The 20394-nt window shown below is 62.0% G+C and carries 18 protein-coding genes, 1 tRNA gene and 1 pseudogene; 5 read left to right on the top strand and 15 right to left on the bottom strand.

All coding sequences use genetic code 11. From position 1 onward, the window contains the following. Positions 1-100: 100 nt before the first annotated feature. The 12 genes and pseudogenes from BISU_RS04340 to BISU_RS04395 form a co-directional block, all read right to left on the bottom strand. A pseudogene (locus tag BISU_RS04340) lies at positions 101-1175 on the bottom strand (MraY family glycosyltransferase); the annotation flags it as partial. Continuing rightward, positions 1172-1831, bottom strand: coding sequence for an L-threonylcarbamoyladenylate synthase (locus BISU_RS04345; RefSeq protein ID WP_024463436.1), 660 nt, complete (start codon positions 1829-1831; stop codon positions 1172-1174). The pseudogene BISU_RS04340 and the gene BISU_RS04345, both read right to left, overlap by 4 nt. A gap of 528 nt (positions 1832-2359) precedes the next feature. After that, positions 2360-3589: a N5-glutamine methyltransferase family protein gene (locus tag BISU_RS13130; protein ID WP_226839136.1), complete on the bottom strand. Its 1230-nt coding sequence runs from the start codon at positions 3587-3589 to the stop codon at positions 2360-2362. Positions 3590-3629: 40 nt separating this feature from the next. Then, the gene (gene prfA, locus BISU_RS04355; RefSeq protein ID WP_024463438.1) at positions 3630-4712 is read right to left on the bottom strand and encodes a peptide chain release factor 1; all 1083 of its coding nucleotides are present in this window, start codon (positions 4710-4712) and stop codon (positions 3630-3632) included. A gap of 169 nt (positions 4713-4881) precedes the next feature. Then, positions 4882-5094 carry a 50S ribosomal protein L31 gene (gene rpmE, locus BISU_RS04360; RefSeq protein ID WP_024463439.1) on the bottom strand — a complete coding sequence of 71 codons (213 nt, stop codon included), beginning with the start codon at positions 5092-5094 and terminating at the stop codon, positions 4882-4884. A gap of 323 nt (positions 5095-5417) precedes the next feature. Continuing rightward, positions 5418-5491, bottom strand: a tRNA-Ile gene (locus BISU_RS04365). Between the two features lie 220 nt (positions 5492-5711). After that, positions 5712-6398 (bottom strand): ECF transporter S component, encoded by a 687-nt coding sequence (locus BISU_RS04370; protein WP_024463440.1) that lies wholly within the window; start codon positions 6396-6398, stop codon positions 5712-5714. Positions 6399-6825: 427 nt separating this feature from the next. Then, the gene (locus BISU_RS04375) at positions 6826-8238 is read right to left on the bottom strand and encodes an NAD-dependent succinate-semialdehyde dehydrogenase (RefSeq protein WP_024463441.1); all 1413 of its coding nucleotides are present in this window, start codon (positions 8236-8238) and stop codon (positions 6826-6828) included. Positions 8239-8626: 388 nt separating this feature from the next. Continuing rightward, positions 8627-9058 carry a hypothetical protein gene (locus BISU_RS04380; protein WP_024463442.1) on the bottom strand — a complete coding sequence of 144 codons (432 nt, stop codon included), beginning with the start codon at positions 9056-9058 and terminating at the stop codon, positions 8627-8629. A 176-nt stretch (positions 9059-9234) separates the two neighbouring features. After that, positions 9235-9966, bottom strand: a complete 732-nt coding sequence (locus BISU_RS04385; protein ID WP_161787741.1) for a CE1759 family FMN reductase — start codon at positions 9964-9966, stop codon at positions 9235-9237. A gap of 407 nt (positions 9967-10373) precedes the next feature. Continuing rightward, positions 10374-11807 (bottom strand): MFS transporter, encoded by a 1434-nt coding sequence (locus BISU_RS04390; RefSeq protein WP_024463444.1) that lies wholly within the window; start codon positions 11805-11807, stop codon positions 10374-10376. A 283-nt stretch (positions 11808-12090) separates the two neighbouring features. Then, positions 12091-12375 (bottom strand): ArsR/SmtB family transcription factor, encoded by a 285-nt coding sequence (locus BISU_RS04395; protein ID WP_024463445.1) that lies wholly within the window; start codon positions 12373-12375, stop codon positions 12091-12093. Between BISU_RS04395 and BISU_RS04400 the strand changes: the two genes are divergently transcribed. After that, the gene (locus BISU_RS04400) at positions 12374-13009 is read left to right on the top strand and encodes an MFS transporter (RefSeq protein ID WP_024463446.1); all 636 of its coding nucleotides are present in this window, start codon (positions 12374-12376) and stop codon (positions 13007-13009) included. The genes BISU_RS04395 and BISU_RS04400 overlap by 2 nt on opposite strands. Positions 13010-13365: 356 nt before the next feature. Here the strand turns inward: BISU_RS04400 and BISU_RS04405 are convergent, their stop codons facing one another. Continuing rightward, positions 13366-13911, bottom strand: coding sequence for an NADPH-dependent FMN reductase (locus BISU_RS04405; RefSeq protein ID WP_024463447.1), 546 nt, complete (start codon positions 13909-13911; stop codon positions 13366-13368). Between the two features lie 236 nt (positions 13912-14147). On the opposite strand from BISU_RS04405, the gene BISU_RS04410 reads away from it, so the two are divergent. Beyond that, the gene (locus tag BISU_RS04410; RefSeq protein ID WP_024463448.1) at positions 14148-15404 is read left to right on the top strand and encodes a hypothetical protein; all 1257 of its coding nucleotides are present in this window, start codon (positions 14148-14150) and stop codon (positions 15402-15404) included. An 89-nt stretch (positions 15405-15493) separates the two neighbouring features. On the opposite strand, the gene BISU_RS04415 is transcribed toward BISU_RS04410, so the two are convergent. Continuing rightward, positions 15494-16096, bottom strand: coding sequence for an NAD(P)H-dependent oxidoreductase (locus BISU_RS04415; protein WP_024463449.1), 603 nt, complete (start codon positions 16094-16096; stop codon positions 15494-15496). A 199-nt stretch (positions 16097-16295) separates the two neighbouring features. Then, complete coding sequence (locus BISU_RS04420; protein WP_024463450.1) at positions 16296-17360, bottom strand: Lrp/AsnC ligand binding domain-containing protein; 1065 nt, start codon at positions 17358-17360, stop codon at positions 16296-16298. Positions 17361-17531: 171 nt separating this feature from the next. Here BISU_RS04420 and BISU_RS12460 point away from each other — a divergent pair, with 171 nt between their 5' ends. From BISU_RS12460 to BISU_RS04430, 3 genes are all read left to right on the top strand, one after another. Continuing rightward, positions 17532-17726, top strand: coding sequence for a hypothetical protein (locus BISU_RS12460; RefSeq protein ID WP_152599139.1), 195 nt, complete (start codon positions 17532-17534; stop codon positions 17724-17726). Between the two features lie 9 nt (positions 17727-17735). Continuing rightward, positions 17736-18881: a DUF3100 domain-containing protein gene (locus BISU_RS04425; protein WP_264298201.1), complete on the top strand. Its 1146-nt coding sequence runs from the start codon at positions 17736-17738 to the stop codon at positions 18879-18881. Positions 18882-19064: 183 nt separating this feature from the next. Further along, a complete protein-coding gene (locus BISU_RS04430) occupies positions 19065-20285 on the top strand; it encodes an amidohydrolase (protein ID WP_024463451.1) in 1221 nt (406 codons plus the stop codon). The last annotated feature ends 109 nt before the right edge of the window (positions 20286-20394 follow it).

Here is a 20394-nt window from a genome sequence, read left to right on the forward strand (position 1 = left end):
GCAGCTGGTCGTTCTTCCGCCGCCGCGTGCTCCCCCGCACGCCGCGCATGCTCAGGAGCTCGCGACCCTCCGCGGAAATCACCGCGTTCCTGCAGTCTCCGCAGGAAATAGGGCAGCATCGTGAATACCGTCAGGATCAGGCTTGCCGCAATCATGCCGATGACGACGTAGCGCACCCGGAAGAACAGAATCATAATTGAGCCGAAGGAGATCAGTGCGGCCCAGCCCCACAGAATCAGCACGGCGCCCTGCACCGAGTGGCCGATGCGCAACATGCGATGATGCAGGTGCATGCGGTCGGGGTGCATGGGCGACTGGCCCTTGCTCAGGCGACGCACGATGGCCAGAATCATGTCGAGCACCGGCAGGAAGAGCACCAGAACCGGCAGCAGGATCGGCATGAACGCCGGCAGGTACACGCTGGTGTGTACCGAGGCCGGGTCGAGATGGCCGGTCATGACGATGGAGGCGCAGGTGATGAGATAGCCGAGCAGCATCGAACCGGAGTCGCCCATGAACAGTTTCGCCGGATGCCAGTTGTGCAGGATGAAGCCGACGCAAATGCCGACCAGCGCCACGTCGAGCAGCGTGGCCATTGAAGCGTAGTTGGGCGAGGAGCGGGCGAGAATATACGAGTATATGGCGAAGGCGATGCCACCGATGGCGACGATGCCCGAGGCCAAGGCGTCAAGGCCGTCGACGAAGTTCACCGCATTGATCGAGGCGACGATCAGAAACGCGGTGATGGCCATCGAGATCATCGGGGAGGCGGTGACCAGCGAGCCCAAGGGCAGCGAGATGATCTGCAGGCCGCCCCACGCCACGAACACCGAAATGAGCAGCTGCCCGGCCAGTTTGAGCATCCAATCGAGATCCCACAAGTCGTCGGCGACGCCGAGCAGGCAAATGAGCACGGCTCCGGCGAGGATGACCCACGCCTGATGCGAGTTGACGAACAAGCCGCTGATGAAGGGAATGCGGCTGGCGAACATCAGCGCGGTCGCGAAGCCGATCAGCATGCCAACGCCGCCCATGCGCGGAGTCGGCATGGTGTGCACATCGCGGGCGCGCACTTCGCCCACCGCGCCGGCGCGAATGGACAGGTGCCGCACCAGAGGCGTGACCAGCCAGGTCACACCGCCGGCGACCGCCGCAATGAACAGGTAGACCCTCACGCGCCCAAGCCCCCGCCGTTGATGGTCAGCGCCCTGCGAATCACCGATGCCGGAATCATGCCCTCACGGATGATGGCGATGCCGTCGCGCTCCTGCGGGTCGGCGGCGACGACGGTGCTGGCGATATGGCCCTGCGTCGCACCGCCGTCCAAGTACAGTTCGACGTCATCGCCCAAAGCCTCGTAAGCCTCCTGCGCAGTCTGCGGGCTTTCGCCGCCCGAACGGTTCGCGCTTGAGGCGGCCACCGGTCCGATGGCTTTGAGGATGCGCAGCGAGACCGCCGAGTTGGGGATACGGATGGCTTGTGTGCGCTTGCCGTTCGTTTCCGTGCGCAGCGTGCCTAGGGCGCTTTCTTCCGTCGCCTGCGCGATCGGCGAGAACGCTCCAGGCAGGAAGGTTGCAGCCAAGCGGTTGAGCGGCGCGGGCAGGTACAGTCCCAATCCGTCCAGCTCGTCGACCGAGGAGAGAATGATCTGCAGCGCCTTGTAGCGCGGGCGTTGCTTGGCTGCATATATGCGGTCGATGGCCTCGGCGTTGAAGGGGTCGCACGCCACGCCGTACACCGTGTCGGTGGGTATGGCGACGAGCCCGCCTCGGCGCACGATGTCGGACGCAAGCGCCAGCGACTCGTCGGTGATGGCACGAATCTCGCTCATAGAACCTCCCTGAACCTCGTATCAACCTCCCATTGCACCATTGCGCCGCGACGTGTCGGCATAATGCCGATGCGGGCCGCCTGTTGCCTTGTATGAACATCACGGAGAACGCCGATGCGCGTGACGTTTACGCAGTGACCTTTACACACTAGGTTGTCGGTTTCTCGCGCGTTTGCATCAACGACATCCGGCTATCTGCGTTGTATGTAGCGCTATCGGGGTGCTGCGGAGGTCTATCTGCGTTATGTGAGGCGTTAATCTCGCGACACCTCAAGTAGCACCGCCAGAAAATGGCGATTTCTGGCCGTCGATACTCGACTCTCCGAAAAATAGCGCTACACATAACGCAGATAGACCTCCGCAAGGGTGAATTAGCGCATCACATAACGTAGATACGATCGAAAATCAGAAAATCTACGTGCCGCAGCACGCAACCTCATCATCTTTGCGGATTCGCTTATCCTCGTGAGCTGCGGACTTCTAGCACGCAGGACAAATGGCGTTCCATCGGCACTGGCGCACGAATACTCAGCCTCGAATCGCGAAGAGGTATCTTGGCCGTCCGGTCAGGTCGTTGCCGGTGCGGGCTGCCTCGAAGCCGCTGCACAGAGCGCGTTCGACCAAGGGCTGGCCTTGGGAGATGTCGTGCTCCATCACCAGCAGGGCGCCGGATCTCAGCAAAGCGGCCGAACGGGCGAGAATCGCGTAGGGAATCGTCAAGCCATCGTCGGACCCGCCGTACAGCGCCATATCCGGGTCATGCTCGCGTACTTCAGGCTGCTCGGGAATCTGCGAAAGCGGCACGTACGGCGGGTTCGTCACTACAGCGTCGATGGTTCCGTCAAGTTCGGTCAGCGTCGTGGTCTCCGTCGCGTCGCCCTGTATGAGGTGATATCGCTGGTTGCGAGCCGATGAAGGCGCGTCGGCAACGTTCGAGTCATCCGATGCTGCATCTCCCGGCACCAACGCAGTCGGCTCTGCGCCTTTCAGCACAGCCGCGCCCGTCGCGCCAGCACCTGGCACTGTGTCATCTGGCGCGTCATTCGGCATAGCGTCGCCCGAAGCGGCATCACCAGGAGCAACCCTAGCTACTGTCGCACCCCCCGGTGCCAACGTAGTCAACGTCGCATCACTCAACCCGGCATCACCCAGCACAGCATCGCGGTTGCGGCGAGTCCACACCAATGCCTGCGGCGAGCGCTCGACTGCCCAAACTTGGGATTCAGGCAGCTCGGTTGCGATGGACAGCCCGATGGCTCCGCTGCCCGCGCACAGATCGACTACTCGCGGCTGCGCAATCCCCTGCCCACGCAGCCAGTCAAGCGCCGCCTGCACCACGCTTTCGGTTTCCGGCCTGGGGATGAACACGCCCGGGCCGACGGCAAGATCGAGAAACCGAAAGGGGGCGTGCCCGGTGATGTATTGCAACGGCTCCCGGGCAGCCCGGCGAGCGAGCAGGGCCTCGAAACGACTTGCGGCCTTCGCATCTTCAGGCAATTCGCGACCGAGCAGCATCGCCTTATCGATATCGCGCGGCTCCACTCCGTACGCGCATGCCATCAGCAGCTTGGCGTCAACCTGCGGTGTATCGCCCCCGACCGATCGCAGCGTTTCAGCAGCGGTACGCAGCTGCGCGAATAAAGCATGAGAGGCGGCACCAGATTGGCCAGTGCCAGCAGGCATACGCCTCGGCACTAAACCGGCCGCCATGTCCGACGCGGCGCAGGACGCGGCAAGAGGCTCGTCACAGCGGCTCATAGCAACTCCTTTGCGGCCTGTTCGCCAGCCAGTAACCGGCTCAGCTCGCCAGTCGCGTCGCCTCGTCGGCCTGGATGTCGCTGTCGATCACGGCCTGCAGGTCGCCGTCGAGCACTTGGTCGAGGTTGTAGGCCTTGTAGTTCGTGCGATGGTCGACGATGCGGTTTTCGGGGAAGTTGTAGGTGCGGATGCGCTCCGAGCGGTCCAGCGAGCGCACCTGCGAGTGGCGCATGTCGGCGGCCTCGGCAGCCTCCTGCTCGTGCTTCATGGCGAGCAGTCGTGATTTGAGCACGCGTAACGCCGCCGCACGGTTCTGGATCTGCGATTTCTCGTCCTGCATGCTCACCACGATGCCGGTGGGAACGTGCGTCATGCGCACAGCGGAATACGTGGTGTTGACCGACTGCCCGCCCGGACCGGAACTCATGAAGATGTCGATTTTGAGATCTTTCGGGTCGACTTCGATCTCATCGTCGTCATCGTCGGCCTCGGGGAAGACGATTACGCCGGCCGCCGAGGTCTGGATGCGCCCTTGCGATTCGGTGACGGGGATGCGCTGCACGCGATGCACGCCGCCTTCGTACTTGAGACTCGCCCACACGCCGTCCGCAGGCGCGGGATTGCCCTTGGCGCGTATGGCCAGCTGGATGTCCTTGACACCGCCGAGTTCGGTCGAGTTCTCGCTCTGGATGGTCGTGGACCAGCCGCGCTTTTCCGCGTAGCGGGTGTACATGCGCAGCAGATCGCCTGCGAACAGAGCCGCTTCCTCGCCGCCGGTGCCGGCCTTGATCTGCATGATCGTGTCGCGGGCGTCGTCGGGGTCGCGCGGAATAAGCGCCGAACGCAGCTTCTCCTGCGCCTCGGGCAGTTCGGCCTCTAAACGCTGGGCCTCTTCGGCGAAGTCCGCGTCTTCGTCGGCCATCTCCTTGGCCGCTTCCAGATCATCGTGGATCTGCTGGTAGCGTTCGTAGGCGGATACGATGATGCCGAGTTCGGCATGGCGACGTCCAAGCTTGCGCATCGCATCGGGATCCACCGCCACCTCGGCCGTGCCCATCTGCCGTTCGATGTCGCGGTATTCCTTCAGCGCGGTCTGCGCCGCGGCGAACTGTTCGTCTGCCATGCCTGTCCTTTATATATGTTCGAATGCGCCTGTACGCGCTTGTGCATGCTCATGTGTTTCGTCGACGCCTGCGATACCGCGCCGGGTCGAACCTCTTCGGATACAAAAACGCCAGTCCTCGGGCGAATCGCCGAAACGATTCAGCCGCGCAAGGACTGGCGAAATAACGCTACTTGGCCCTCTTGCCGTAGCGACGCTCGAAGCGAGCGACGCGACCACCGGTGTCGAGGATCTTCTGCTTGCCGGTATAGAACGGGTGGCAGCTCGAGCACACGTCAACGGTCATATGATCGCTTTTGGCAGTGGAACGGGTGACGAAGGTGTTGCCGCACGAGCAGGTGACCTGCACGGTGTGGTAATCGGGGTGGATGCCCTGCTTCATAATGTCTCCTATGGATTCAACGGGGACCCGGGTCGCCGCGCCCCAATGGCGGGCGTGAACCGGAACCTCACAGATTATAGCCACCTGTGCGGACGCTTGCATAGCTGCGGCATGACGCCCTTGGCGTAGTTCCGCATGGCCTCGTCGAGGCTACGCCATTTGCTCTGTCTCGTTTATGCCATGCACATCGGGTATTTGTCATAAACAAAACGGAGCTGGGTGAACTCTGTCTTGTTTATGCCTTGTACCTCGAATTAGCGTCATGAACAAGACGGAGTGCAAAAGCACCGAATCGCAAAGACTGTGCGGTTCGGTGCTGTGAGTGGGGCCGCTCGGGCTTGAACCGAGGACCGACGGATTATGAGTCCGCTGCTCTAACCGACTGAGCTACAGCCCCACGTTGGCGAAGGCCAACTCGCATAGTGTAGCATCCGGCTCACATTTTTTGGCACCATCACAAAAAGTGCGAGTCAATCGAACCAATCATATTCGGTTTTCATAGCCGGCGAACGTTGCAATTTCAACATTTTCGATGCGAAAACCTACCCTCGGCACTGTTCGTTGCGACTCACGCTTCTTCGGTACTCGGAAAAAGGTGTGAGCCACAACGAATCGAATCACGCCTCTTCAGCGTTTCCCACGCCCCGACGCGCATCATGCCCGGAGGCGAAGCGCTCCAACGCCCCGGTCCGGGCGATGGCACGGTACAGCGCCCAGCTCATGAGCCCGGCAATCAGCACGCCGCCCAGAACCTCGCAGACCATATGCGTCACGCCGCGCGGACTGAGCAAGGCGACGCCCTGATACTGGAAGAACAGCAGATACAGGCCGTACTCGATCGCGGTCAGCGCACCCGAAACGACGGCGATCGCCGGATTGAACACGCGGTAGCGCGTCACGGCGAACGGCAGCTCGGAGAAGACGCCCTGCAAGGCCGCCGAAATGAAGACGAAGCTGAAGGAGAAGCTGTTGCCGAACAGCATCTCGGCCAGCGAGCCGATGAAGTTCACGTAGATCGCGGCCCGCGGCTTGCGGATGATCAGCAGGGCCAGCGGCCCGGAGAAATACCAGAAGGCGTGCAGGATGCTGGCGAAGCCCGGCAGAATGCCGCCCAGAATCGGCGAAAGAGCCGAATACGCGAAGTTGAAGCCCCAGAATATGACCCCGCAGGCCACGCCGAGCGCGGAGCCCACGGCGATATCGACCGGGCGCCAGCGCAGCGAGGCCGCAACGCCGGGCGAAGACAATGAAGACGACGATGAAGAAGATGAAGATGGACGTTTGGACTTGCTGGATATGCTCATGGGACTCCGATCCCTCGCGCTGCGCACAGTAATGCCACGTCGCCCGTGCGATATCCGGCTACAGGGGACCTGAGACGCCCCTTGACCTGCGCAGTCCGGGCGGGAGCGCCAGTCGCCACTGTAGCAGTATTCGGTCACGTCGAACAGCGTTCAGTTCGAGCGCAGCTCCGCTTGTTCGCCCTGCGAAGTCCCGCAAGTCGGCATTTCCGCGCGCATGCAGTCGAATTTTCCCGTGAAATTTACGTTTTCGACCCATCTCCAGTCCCAAGCCTCCAGAACCGTCAGCCAACCCTTGCCCTCGGAACATGAGCGGCATGCGGACAGATAACGCAATCGACGTCGTACGCTGAGCGACCAGCATGCGACGTCGAGTGCGTTTGCGTTATGGAACCACTGTGCTATAAGAACACGTCTATGCTACGGAAGCTCACGCCACAACCAAACCCCCGGCCGGATTCGTCAGATCGGGATGCGCGGCCTTGACGATGAGCTGCTCGTTGACGAAGGCCAGCTGGCCGATGCGGCTCATCTCGCGCCCATAGCCCGACAGCTTGACGCCACCGAAGGGCAGCTCGGGCAGCGAGGCCATGAAGTTGTTGACGTAGACCATGCCGGTCTCGATGCGCGAGGCGACTTCCGCGCCGTGATCCGGGTCACCGGCGAAGAGGATGCCGCCCAGCCCGTAGGGGTTGTCGTTGGCGAGCGCCACCGCTTCCTCCTCGGAATGCACGCGGTATACGGCTGCGACCGGCCCGAACATCTCGCTCTTGTATGCCGGATTGCTTGGGTCGATGTCGGTGAGGATGGCCGGGCGGAAGAACTGGCCGTCGGAGTCGATTTCGGGATACTGGTAGGCGAGCTTCGCGCCAGCGGCAATCGCATCGTCGAGCTGGGATTGCAGCTTCTCCTTGGCGCGCTTGGTGTTCATCGGCGCGAGCGTGGTGGCCGGGTCGAGCGGGTCGCCGGGTTTGACGGCGGCGAAGTTCTTCTTGAGCGCGTCGAGGAATTCGTCGTAGACGTTGTCCATCACGATGAAGCGCTTCGATGAGGTGCACACCTGCCCGCAGTTGTAGAGCCGCACGCGCCAGGCGAGGTTGGTGACATCGTCCATGTTCGCGTCGCCGAGCACGACGAAGGGATCCATGCCGCCAAGCTCCATCGTGTTTTTCTTCAGGTACTTGCCCGCTGCCTCGGCGACCGACTTGCCGCCGCGTTCGGAGCCAGTCAGCGCGACGCCCTGCACGCGCGGGTCGGCAATGGCGTCCGTGACCTGATCGTAGGTCAGGAACAGGTTCGTCAGCGTCCCCTTCGGCACGCCGGCCTCCTCCACGATTTCGCAGAAGCGCTTGGCCGAGGTCGGCGTGTTCGCCGCATGCTTGAGAATCATCGAATTGCCGACCATGTAATTCGGCGCGAAGACGCGCATGATCTGGTAGTACGGGAAGTTCCACGGCTCGACCATCATGACGACTCCCACCGCATGATGCCGCACTTCGGCCTCGCCAGTCGCAATCGTCTCGATCGAATCCGGCCTGAGCAGCTCTTCACTGTGATCGGCGAACCAGTCCGCGATGATAGCGCACAGCTCCACTTCGCCGGCCGATTCGCCGACCAGCTTGCCCATGTCGACGGTGCAGATCTTGGCGAGTTCATCGGCATGCTCGCGCAGCGCTGCAGCGACCTTGTGCAGCAGTGCGCCACGCTCGGCGATCGGCTGCGTCTTGAACTCCTCGTAGCGCTGCGCACCGAGCGCCAAAGCGTCCTGCAGCTCGCTGTCAGTGGCGAAGGGATACTCCGTGACGACTTCGTTGGTATAGGGATTGACTGTTTGATACGTCATGACTACCTCCTTGTAGACTTCATGAACGCCTCCAGTCTATGCCTGTACCATCGCCATGATCACGGCGAACATGGTGATTTCGCTCACAGGTACTTATCGGGATGCAAGGCATGCAGGAAACAGGTGGCAGTCGCGAAAAGGCTCCGTCATAGTTCATTTTGAGATAAGCTGAAACATGGCACAACGGACAGCATGAAGACCCATCGGACCTAATCCAAACGTTCATTCGGCGAGTGAGGTTTCCCTGTAAATTCTACGAGGCGCATTCGAAGCACTCGCGCCAATGCGTCATGCTACTGCATGCCATAACACGGCAGACACAGTCAGCAACTTGCGAATCCCGTCATACAGTTGCCCTATCGCACGGCGACATATTGCACAGTATGGCCTACTGCACCACGGTCCAGTCGTTGATGCTCTTGCCGTCCTTGTCGAAGAACTGCAGCCAGCCGTTGGCGCGACCGAAGTAGAGGAACAGGCCGACTTCGTTCACGCTTTTGAGCACGATGTCTTCCGTCGTCTCGAAATCCTCGATCGCGTCGGCGTGCTCCTGGCGAAGCATGTTGCCCCAGCGGTCGTCGAGGCCGACCGAGCCATCCTTGTTGAGCGGGGCCTCGCGGCGCAGCTTCGCGCCTTTTTTGATGACCATCTCGTTCCGCTTGCGCCACAGCACCGTGGCCGTGCTCTCGAAATTGTCGAGCTGGAACTCGACCGTGGACACCTCTTTGCTCCAACGGTGCCGGGCCTTGGCGTACGATTTCTTCGTCGCTGGCGCCGCTGATGCCGTCGTTGCCGCATCCGTCGCGTTCTGCTCGCTCATCGTGTCCCTCCGTGCCATATGTATCACAGTGTCGTCTGCTAGCCGTGTCGTCACCGCCGCGTTATCCACCGCTGTGTCGACCTGCCGATCGTTCCAGCGCGTCTTTTGCCCGTGCGGTTCGGACGTCTTGCCGCCCTATCGCAAGCAGAAAACACGTCGCCAGCTGCCGTATGAATTCATCGTACAGGAATTTGGCTTGGGGCATCGTGCGCGGCGTCCGCATCTGCGGCTGCCATCGTGCTGCGCAGCCCGGCCAGAATCATGGCCGCAAGCTCCTCGCCCGCCCGACGCTGCCGCGCCTCCAGCTCCGCGGAGCCCCAGTCCTCCCCCGCAGCCAGCAGACTGGTCGGCGTTGGAATGGCCCGAAGAAAAGCGAACAGCGATCGCATCGCCGTATCGGGGACCAGCGCGTGCCGGCGCGAGCCTCCTGTAGCGACCAGCACCACGGGCATATTCACTATCGCGTCCACATCCACGATATCCCAGAACGACTTGAACAGCCCGGAATACGAAGCCTTGAATACCGGAGTCGCGGCAATCAGCGCATCGCTGGATATCACCTGCTCGAAGACGCCGCGCAGCGCATCGGACATATGGTAATCGACTGCGGCCACGGCGATGTCCGCCGCGAAATCCTTGAGGGCAATATGTCGCAACTCGCATTCATGGCCGTGACGTTGCAGCGTCTCCTGCGTGCGCACGGCCACCGCATCGCCCAACCTGCCGGTAGCGGAATGCTCTGATACGCCGGCGCTGACGACGGTGATTCGGTACGCGTCGCCACGCCCTTCGGGGGCATGGACGTCAGGCTGGGAGACGCCGACGATACCTGCATGAGCGGGCTGCCCGTAGCCGCCCGCCGCGCTGCGAACGAACTGCACGTCCGCCATGGCAGTGTCTTGCCCCATGCCCATATTCTCTGGCCTTTCCACGGTGCGGCCGAAGTCGGCTGCGTTCCTGCACATCAAAAGTCGAAGGTCGACAATGCTTCAACCCGTCCTATAACCATCACCAACAGGTACACCCCTCATGCGCACGACGTCAAGACCCGGTCGCTCCCATTCACCTGTACGCGCATCAACGCGACGGTCCGCGCTGCTATCCGCCAACACCGTCAGCGGCAACAAAAACAGGGCGGCAGCCGCATCGGATACGATCCTTACGATCGGATTCCCGATGCGGCTGCCGCCCTGTGATAAATCTGACACTGGCTCGTGTCCGCTGTGAGCCGAAGCTCCAACTGCCTGCGGCTATGCAACCGTCAGCAGCGCGGCCGCTTCAGTAGCGCAAGCATTTTCATTACCTCAACCGCAGACTACTTGGTTTTCTTCGCGCCAAGGTCGCCGTTGAAGTCGATGTCCTTGGTCTCCTTCGTCAGGATCAGGGAGATCAGCGTCAGCACGGAGGCGATGGCGAGATAGACGCCCACCATCCACGTGCTTCCGCCGGCGGCCGACCACAGTGCGGTCGCGATGATCGGGGCCAAGGCGGCGCCGATGATCGAGCTGACGTTGTACGCGATGGCCGAGCCGGTGTAGCGCACATTGGTGGGGAACATCTCGGGCAGCAGCGCGCCCATCGGGCCGAAGGTGAAGCCCATCAGCGTGAAGCCGATGATGAGGAACGCCTCCACCAGAGCGCCGTTGAACGAGGTGTTCGCCTTGGAATCAAGGAAGATGGGGAACATCAGCGCGAAAACGATGATGATGCCGGTGATCCACAGCAGCAGCTTGCGGCGTCCGACCGAATCCGCAAGCGGCCCGGAAAGAATCGTGAACAAGCCGAAGAACACCACGCCGATGATCTGCATCAGCACGAAGTCCGTATAGGTGATGCCCAGGCCCGCAGGACTCTGATCGGCGGGATGAGTACCGTAGGACAGGCTGAACGTGGTCATCAGGTAGAAGAGCACATACGTGGCGAGCATGGCGAAGGTGCCGAGCACGACGGCCTTCATATGATGGCGAAGCGTGTCGAACAGCGGCACCTTGACGATGGTGCCCTTGGCCTCAGCCTGCTTGAAGGTCTCCGACTCGGCGAGCTTCGAACGCACATACAGGCCGATGATCACCATCACCGAGCTGAACAGGAACGGAATGCGCCAACCCCAGCTGAGGAAAGCCTCGGACTGCATGGTCGGGCTATCAGGATGCGGCAATGAGAAATTGATGATGAGGAAAAGCCCGTTGGCGATGATGAATCCGATGGGCGCACCCAACTGCGGGAAGGTGCCGTACAGCGCCCGCTTGTCTTCAGGAGCGTTCTCAGTGGCGACCAATGCCGCTCCCGACCATTCCCCGCCTAGCGCGAAGCCTTGCGTCAAACGCAGAATGAGAAGCAGCAGAGCCGCCCACAGCCCGATCTGGTCGAAGGTAGGAAGCAGGCCCACGAGGAATGTCGCGATGCCCATGGTCATCAGGCAGGCGACGAGGGTCGCCTTGCGGCCGCGCTTATCGCCCATATGGCCGTAGAAGATGGCGCCGACGGGCCGTGCGATCATTGCGGCGCCAAACACGCCGAACGAAGCAAGCTGGCTGGCGACCGGGTTGCCGCTCGGGAAGAACAGCTTGGGGAAGACCAGCACGGCTGCGGTTGCGTATACGTAGAAATCGTAGAATTCGACCGTCGTTCCCACCAGGCTGGCGGCGATCACCTCCGCTGGGGAGTTCAATGGTTTGCTTTGGGTTTTCTTAGCGGCTGCAGCGGAATATGCCGTTGCTCCCGCCGCCTCTTCGGCTACTGAGGACACAGTCCTTTTCCTCTCTTAATCTCTCTGCTGCGCGTCGGCGCAAGACGCGTCTTCGGCCTCGGCCGCGTCCCTGATGGGTGCGGACGACCGACCGGCAATAGGCGTCCTTGTGGGACGGCCATATTGAGCGATGATAAGGGTAGGGCTGTATTTCGGGAAGAGCCTGACCATCATGCGGACATAAGAGCCGGCGCAAGGGCAGCGAAGTGGTATGAATCACGTTTTCTCGCATGGATGCGCCGCTCGCCATAGCACCGCAGCGCCGCAACCAAGCGGAATTGGGCTACAGCGCCGAAAGCAGCCCCGGCAGGTACTGATCGACCACGTCCTTGCGGATGGCGACCGTTTTCGCCTGCCCGACCTTGCGCGTCGTGACCAGCCCCGCCTGCTTGAGGATCTTGATGTGGTACGAGATGTTCTGCTTCGTCGTGTCCTCGGCGATCATCTCACCGAGATCCGCGCAGCTGCACACCTCGCCCCTGCTGTAGAGATCCCTGACGATCTTGAGCCGCCCCTCATCTGAGAGCGCCTTGAAAATACTCACCTTGGCCGCGTCATTAGTCTCCATGCCCCAAGGGTATCGCACCGCGTCGCAGCCGCAACAGCGCGGCAGCTTCCTGCAGACCTATGCGTCCGTCCTGTCGAACCGGATGTCTCTCGCCGTGCTGCTTGGCTACCTCCTGTTCCAGCTGGGCAACTTCAGCGTGCTCAACTTCATCGGCACTTGGTTCAACAAGGACTTCCAGCTCTCGCTGACCAGCATCGGCACAGCGATGATCTTCATCGGCATCGGCAATCTGATCGGCACCGTCTTCGGCAGCCGGCTCTCCGAACGGCTCGGCATCCGCACGTCGCTGCTGCTCGGCTTCGGCGTGCTGTTCGCGCTGTATCTGACGCTGCCCTTCGCGCCCAGTCCGATATTCGCGACCATCGGTCTGACGCTCGTGATGCTGGTCAACGGCTTCATCTTCCCGCTGTTCATGACGCTGCTGCAAAGCACGTCGACCGATGCGCGCAGCACCATCTCCTCGCTCGGCAACGCGGCCATGTATGCCGGTTCCAGCGTCGCCGGCGTCATCGGCGGCAGTCTTATCACCGCATTCCCGAGCTTCTTCGGCATCGCCTATTTCGCCATCATCGCCTACGTGCTTTCCCTGACCGTTTACACCGCCAGCGGCAGCCTCAACAATGCTGGCAAGTAATGGCAAATAAAATCGATTGGCGCTCATGCGCCCGCAGACAGCCAGTGCGATGCCCGTCACGCACTCGGTGAAGCACATGGAGCTCATACGCGCGCAACCAGCCGGAAAAGTCTACGGCCGTGGGCGCATACTGAGGCGATGCTCCTATCTGCGCTATCCGTAGCGCACTGTAGTGCAATCACCATGCAGCAGAGATCTGTCGACGCTATCCGTAGTGCCGAAGCCTTGCCGTTCCACCGCCCAACGCCCAGAAACAGCTGTCTCTGGGCGCATCCGGTCGATGTATCGTCAATCGGGAACTACAGGTAGCGCAGATAGACCTCAGCGCACCCGACAATCAACTACAGCTAAGGCCGTTACTTGGCTGCGGCCGCGCCCTCGACATGCTTCACGAAAGCCTCAGTGAAGGCCTTGATGAAGCCTTCGGCGGCCGGCGCGAGCGCACCGTTCTCATCGAAGCCGGTGAGCGCATTGAAGTAGACCTCGGGCTGGCCCATGAGCTTCGTGTCGAGGAACACCAGCACGTTGCGCAAGGCGGCCTGCGCCTGCGTGGCACCCAGTGCGCCGCCCGACGCGCCGATGAGGGCGGCGGGCTTGCCTGCGAAGGAACTCTGGCCCCACGGGCGCGAACCCCAGTCGATGGCGTTCTTCAGCACGCCGGAGAAGCTGCGGTTGTATTCGGGCGTGACGAACAGCACGCCGTCGGCGCCTTCGACAAGCTGCTTGAGCGCGGTGGCCTCGGGCGGGAAGTCGGCTTCGAGATCCTGGTTGAACAGCGGCAGGTTCAGATTCGCGTAGACGAATTCAACGCCTTCTGGCAGCAGTCGTTCAACGCTTTTGGCGAGTCGCAGGTTGAAGGAGTCTTTGCGCAGCGAACCGACAAGGACGGCGATGGTGGTCATGGTTGTTCTCTTTTCATATATTTGGAGGTGTCTGTGATCAAACCGCATAGGCCTGAGTGAGCACTATCGTATGGGATGACACGCGGTCCGTGTCGCAATTGCCCTATGAGAAAAGCGGGAATAATTCGCCCGTCTCGTAAACTTGGGGAATCATCCGCTCTCGAAGCCATGCCGCGGCACGCGCGGTCCGGGCTGGGAAGCGGGCGAAAAACAGCGGGAACGGAAAGGGCGGCGCAATGGATGATGCAGCGCAGGGCGCGGCCTACACGGCCGCAGTTCGCACTCCGAGAACATTGCATGTCATCAGTCCGCTCAGCTGGATAGCCGACGCCTTCGATGAACCGTTCCTTGGCGCACCGCAGACGGCCGCATCGTCATCTTCCGCGCCGCCGCTCGTCACTTCGCAATCCGCCGTGTCATCGCCGAACGCGTGTTTTCATTTTCCTGCGTCATTGCCCGTCGACTCGCCGTCCATCGTGGCGATGCCTGCCGCACCGCCGCCCACAGCGGCAATGGCCGCGCCCACTGCGCCCGATCGCACTGAATTCTCGAGCAGCCCTTGCGCGGCGAATCCCGGCACCGCTGCCACGGATCGTGCGGCGAGCCGCGTTGCAGGCTGGCGCATCGTGCGGCATTCCGCGCTGGAGCCAGTGCAAGACTTCGCCAATGACGATGCCGTATGGATCGCCCCGGATATTCTGGTGGCGCTGAACGCGTGGCGCGAGCGACAAGGCCTGTTTCCGCTGGCATTTCGTGCGCCGTCCCCGCGCTGGCCTGACCTGCTGCCCGGCGACGTGGCCGGTCGAAGCGTTCTGATTGCCGCCGTTGCCGAAATCAGGACGTGGAGCGCATTCCCGCACGATCTCGGAGCGCAGCCCTGGTCGCAGCTGTGCAATGGCCGGGTGGCCGGGTTCAATGCGGCGCGGCGCGACCTGGACGCTTTGCGCACAGCCATCGGCGACGCGCCCGCGCATTCGACAATCATGCTGAGCGAGCATGTTCCCGGCATCAGCGAGGAATGGAATGTGTTCGTGCATCATGGCGTCGCCGCAGCAGCAAGTCCGTATTGCCTTCACACTCCCCCGGACAGCCATACCATCATCACGGTGTTTGATCTGCCCGAGGACAGCCCTTGCGCTGCGTCCGCTCGCCACAGCTTCCATCGGCGATGCCGTGCGCTTGCCTCGCAGGCAGCCGAACGGGCCGCAGCGGCGACCGGGACGGACGATGCCAGCATGATCGTCGCCTTCCGCGCCGAAAACGACCCCCCTATCGTTCTCGAAATCGACCCCGTATGGTGCTCGGCCCCGTATCCCTACGACGTGCGCGGAATGCTCGCCTTCATGGATGCCATTGCCGAGGCCCGCGTACGCCCATCCGCGCAGCGCTCCGCCGCCGGATCCGCCTTGGGACAACGGCAGGAGAACGACACCGTGTTCGAGCCCGACCCGTGGATGGCTGCGCAGCACGCCAATCGCTACGGCCGCTACTGACTCAGCCCCGATGTGCGAGCCGGCCCATTTGCCAAGATCGCCCCGTCCGCGTCAGCGCCCGAAGCCCTCCATACGCATCAGCATGCGTCTCAGACCAGCGACGCGCCAAGCGCCTTGATGCGTTCAAGCTGCACGGCGGCGGCATCGCGCTTGTCGTGGTCGCTGTCTCCCATGCTGAGATTGTCGACGTAGACGAGGTCCACGTCGCTCACGCCGCAGTATTTGGTGAAGGTCTGCGCGCAGATCTGATTGCGCAGCGCGGCGTCGACACCGTCCGATTCATACCATTGCCGCGAGCCGCCGGTGAGCGCGATCACGCGCACCTTCTTGCCCGCGAGTGCAAGCGGCTTGCTGGTGGCGGCATCGTAGGCGAAGCCTCGGCAGATGACCCGGTCGAAGAAGCCCTTCATCATCGCCGGCATGGTGTACCAGTACACCGGAAAGACGAGCGCGATGACGTCAGCCTCCGCCAGCTTGCTTTGCACCGGCGCCACGTCGGCGGGCATCGGCGCTTGGCCGAGATAGTGCGCACGGTCCGCAGCGCCATAGCTCGGATTGAAACCGATCGCGTACAGATCGAGCACCTCCGCCTTTGCGCCGTGCCCACGTGCGCCCGCCGCAAATGCTTCGCCGGCCGCGGCGGTGAGCGAAGCGGGCTCCGGATTGCTGGTAATGACAAGAACGTTGCTCATACCCACATTGTTCAGCAGCTTGAGGACAGTTAAAAAAATATACGCATATCATACGCAATAATTCAATGCATCCCGACTGGGGCAAGAGAGGATCTTCCCCAACAAACGTGGATGCTGGGCGTCATCACGACGCGCGATGAATACGATGCTCAACAGTCGCATAGCGACTGAGGCCGAGTCACAGCACGTCTTAATCCCCCTAATCCGAATCCTCCGGATCCGCAATGCCCAAGGTCGCGATGCCGGCGCCATCGCCGTCGCGCATGCGCAGCCCATCTTCGTTCAGCCACTCGTGCAGATGCACCGGGGTACGCATCACGATGGAGGTGTCTACGACGTCTATGGCCAGCTGCTGCGTCAGCGCCGTTTTCAGCCGCTCGAGGTCCTCCAGGCTTTTCAGCCATGCCGCCAGGGCGATGTCGCAGCTGCCCACGATGGCGGTCGCCAGCCTCGTTTCAGGCATGGCCGCAAGGCTTTTCAGCGTTTTGGGCACCTGCCCGGCAGCTGTTTTGATGAACAGCCACGCGTAGACCGGCGTGCGCGAGAGAATCCTGGCGATTCCCGTGCGCAGTACGATATCGCCCTCGGCGAGCGACGAGCCGAGGCAGTCGCGCGCCCGCTGCGATGTCATGCCGGTGTAGCGCGCCAGCGACTCCATGCTCATGCGAGGGTCGTGCCTGAGCGCCGAAGCGATCAGGTCGCGCTCGCTCCGCTCGGGCTTGCGCTGCACGGCGAGGCCGCGCTCGCTCTGGCTTTTCTGGTATTGCGCCAGCTGTCGGATCTCGGCTGGAGAGAGGACGTTGAGCCGCCAGGTGCGCGCATCGAAGGTCAGCCGGTTCGAGGTGACGAGCTGCGTGCGCATGCTCACCACTTGAGGAAGCAGCCGCATGCGTTCGATCGCATACCGCTCCAGTTCCTGGAGATCCTCGCACATCACCGTCAGCAGCAGATCGCGCGCCCCGGTGGTCAGGTCGATGGTGAGAACCTCCTTGTCATAGGCAAGGCTGCGGGCGACGGCATGCACTTGGGAGGGCGGGCAGGATAGTTCGAGCAGAGCGCTCGCCCTTGCCGCATTGCCGGAAAGATACGCCCCTATCCACGCGATGCCGCAGCGCTCCAATCGCGCCCAGTGCCTGGCAAGAGTGACGGGGTCCTGCCCCAGCACCGAGCCCAGCACCGACCATGGGACCCGGGGCGATATCTGCAACGCATTGATCAGACGATATTCATCATCCGATACGGCAATCCGTGATGTATCCCGCATGTACACAGAATATATGCCCGAATTCCTTCACGGCAATGTATTCGTTACATCAGTTAACATTCGACCGCCTATGTTTCACCAGTATCGTTCAGCAACTCGAAACGGTATCCACCCAGCCCGAATGCCCATGAGGCATCTCCGCCCGAAAGACTCCAATCCAAGGAGGACACCATGTCAGCAGCGCAAACCGAGCCGGCAGCGCTTAACGCCCCAGATACGCCTCAAACCAAGCGCGGATCGACATCCAAGGCCGTTCTTATCGTCAGCGTCATCGTGCTGCTCATAGCAGCGGCATCGCAGATCGCCGGGCCATTGGTCATCCCTGTCGGATCATCCATCAAGGTCACATTGCTCCCCATGCTTTGAGGACTGGTCATCGGAACAGTGGTATCCGCGCAGAAATTCAGGCCGTTCAGCGAGCGTGACGTCGCCATTGCGCAGAAGATCATGGATGTGGCGGTGCTGCTGCTTACCGCGCGCCTCGCCTTCACCATGGGGCCGAGCATCATGCTGCTGGTGCACGCCGGACCGGCGCTGCTGCTGCAGGAACTGGGGCACATGTTCGCCACGATCCTGCTCGCGCTGCCGCTGGCAGTACTGCTGCGTATGGGGCCGGCCACCATCGGCGCGACCTTCTCCATCGACCGCGAGGGATCCTTCGCCATGGTCAGCGAGCGATACGGCTCCGGCTCGCCGCAATACCAAGGCGTGCTCACTATGTACATCTTCGGCACGCTGTTCGGCACCATCCTCGTCGGCCTGATCGCATCCGTCACCAGCCAGCTGCACATCTTCAACCCGCTCGTACTCGCCATGGGCGCCGGCGTGGGATCCGGATCGATGATGGCCGCGGCCACCGGCGCTATCACCGCAGAGCATCCTGACATGGCGAACGAAGTGCTGGCGATGGCCGCGACTTCGAATGTCATCACCGGCCTCATCGGCGTGTACGTCGGCGTGTACGTCGCGCTGCCGCTTGCGCAAAAGCTTTACAACATGCTCGCTCACGACAATGTCCGCCCAATCAGCAAGGAAGTCGCCGCTTCGCCTTCCGCCACGGCCGAGAAAGTATCCGCAAGTTCGGTTTCGCTGCCGACCTGGGCCATTTTCATCATTCTGGTCGTCATCGGCATCCCGATCACCGCCATCGCCACCAAATCCTTCACCTATCAGCTCGTGATCGGCTACCTGCTGGTCGCAGGACTCGCCGCCGCCGGCATGGCACTGTCGAAGCTCACTCGAGCCAAGGTTCCCGCGATGGTCATGATCGTCACGCTCGGCGTCATCATCAGCTCCCCGATTAGCCCGATTGCGAAATGGGTGACGGCCATGACCACCCCGGTCGACTTCCTGTCCATCTGCACGGTCGTCCTGTCCATCGCCGGCCTGACCGTCGGCACCAAGCTGTCGCTGCTCAAGGGACTCGGCTGGAAGATCATCCCAGTAGGCCTCGTATCGGTCGCCGCATCGTATCTGCTGTCGGTATGCGTGGCCGAGCTGGCTTTGGGCCTGTGGAGCTGAAAACGAGCCGAAGACGCCGGCTGTCTCGCTGCTATATTCGAGGCGGCCGGCGTCTTCCTGTCTCGTGAGATGCTGGTTGGCATCAGACACCGCCGACCCAATAATCTTCAATCTTCAATCTTCAACGCAACGCAGTAATCAACAATCATCACCATAACGCAGCATAACGAGGGAAATACAAGCATGGAAGCGCAAGCAGCGGAAGCGGCAGAATCTGCGATCAAGCAAGCCGTGGAGGCCAACAAGGCAGAGCTTGTGGAACTCAGCCACACGATTCACGAGATGCCGGAACTCTCCTTCGAGGAGCACAAAACGTCGGCACTCGTCGAGGACTTCCTCGAACGGCACGACTTCTCGGTCGAACGCGGCACCTACGACATGTCCACCGCATTCACGGCGACCTACGGCTCCGGCCCATTCAACGCCATGATCTGCGCCGAATATGACGCGCTGCCCGACGTGGGCCATGCCTGCGGGCACAACGTCATCGCCGCCATGTCGCTCGGCGCGGCGCTCGCCTTGCAGCCTTTGGCCGATGAATTGGGCCTCACCATCACCGTGCAGGGCACCCCGGCCGAGGAGCACGGCGGCGGCAAGGCCATACTGATCGAACGCGGCGCGTGGGAGGATGCGACCATCTCACTTATGGCCCACGGCGCTCCCGGCACGTACGACATCGCCTGCGAAAACACCAGTTCGCGCTCCGTGGATCGCTTCGACATCACCTACAAGGGCCTCGCCGCGCACGCCGACGCCTACCCGACCAAAGGCATCAACACCATGAGCGCCGCCACCGTAGCGCTGACCGCCATCGGCCTGCTGCGCCAGCAAATGGCCGATGACGTGCATATCAACTCCTATATCTCCCACGGCGGCAGCGCGACGAACATCATCCCCGACACCACTGTGGTGCGCATCGAAGTGCGCTCGAAAGCCAACGAGGAGCTGGAACGGTGCGTCGACATGGTGATGCGCTGCTTCGAAGCGGGAGCGGTGGCCACTGGCTGCACCTGGGCCAAGCAGCGCGCCGAGCCGCGATACGAGGCGCTGCACCAGGATCCTGTGCTCTCCGAGGCATGGGACGCTGGGCTCAGGGGCACGGGCAGGGTGGTCGACGGCACGATTGAGGCCGGAGGCGGGTCGACCGATATGGGCAACGTCTCGCAGGTGGTTCCCGCCATTCACCCGGCCATCGCCATCCTCGGTTCAAGTGCGTCGCAGCACACCTACCAGTTCGCGAAGGATGCCATGACTCCCGCCGCAGACCAGACCTGCCTGGACGGCGCTATCGCTCTGGCGCAGACCGTTGCCACGGCAGCTTCGGGCGACAATCGCGAGCACTTCCTCGCCCAGCAGCGCAGCCGCAGGCCCGGTTCCACGAAAGTGCCCGCTGGTATGGAGTGATGCGCGGGCTTCTCGCGTTGCGCTGTGCATGGTTTGCCGATTCGTACGGGTATCTGCGTTATCTGTAGCGCTAATTTGGTCTTGCGGAGGTCTATCTGCGTTGTGTGAG

The organism is Bifidobacterium subtile, assembly GCF_000741775.1.
GTDB lineage: Bacteria > Actinomycetota > Actinomycetes > Actinomycetales > Bifidobacteriaceae > Bifidobacterium > Bifidobacterium subtile.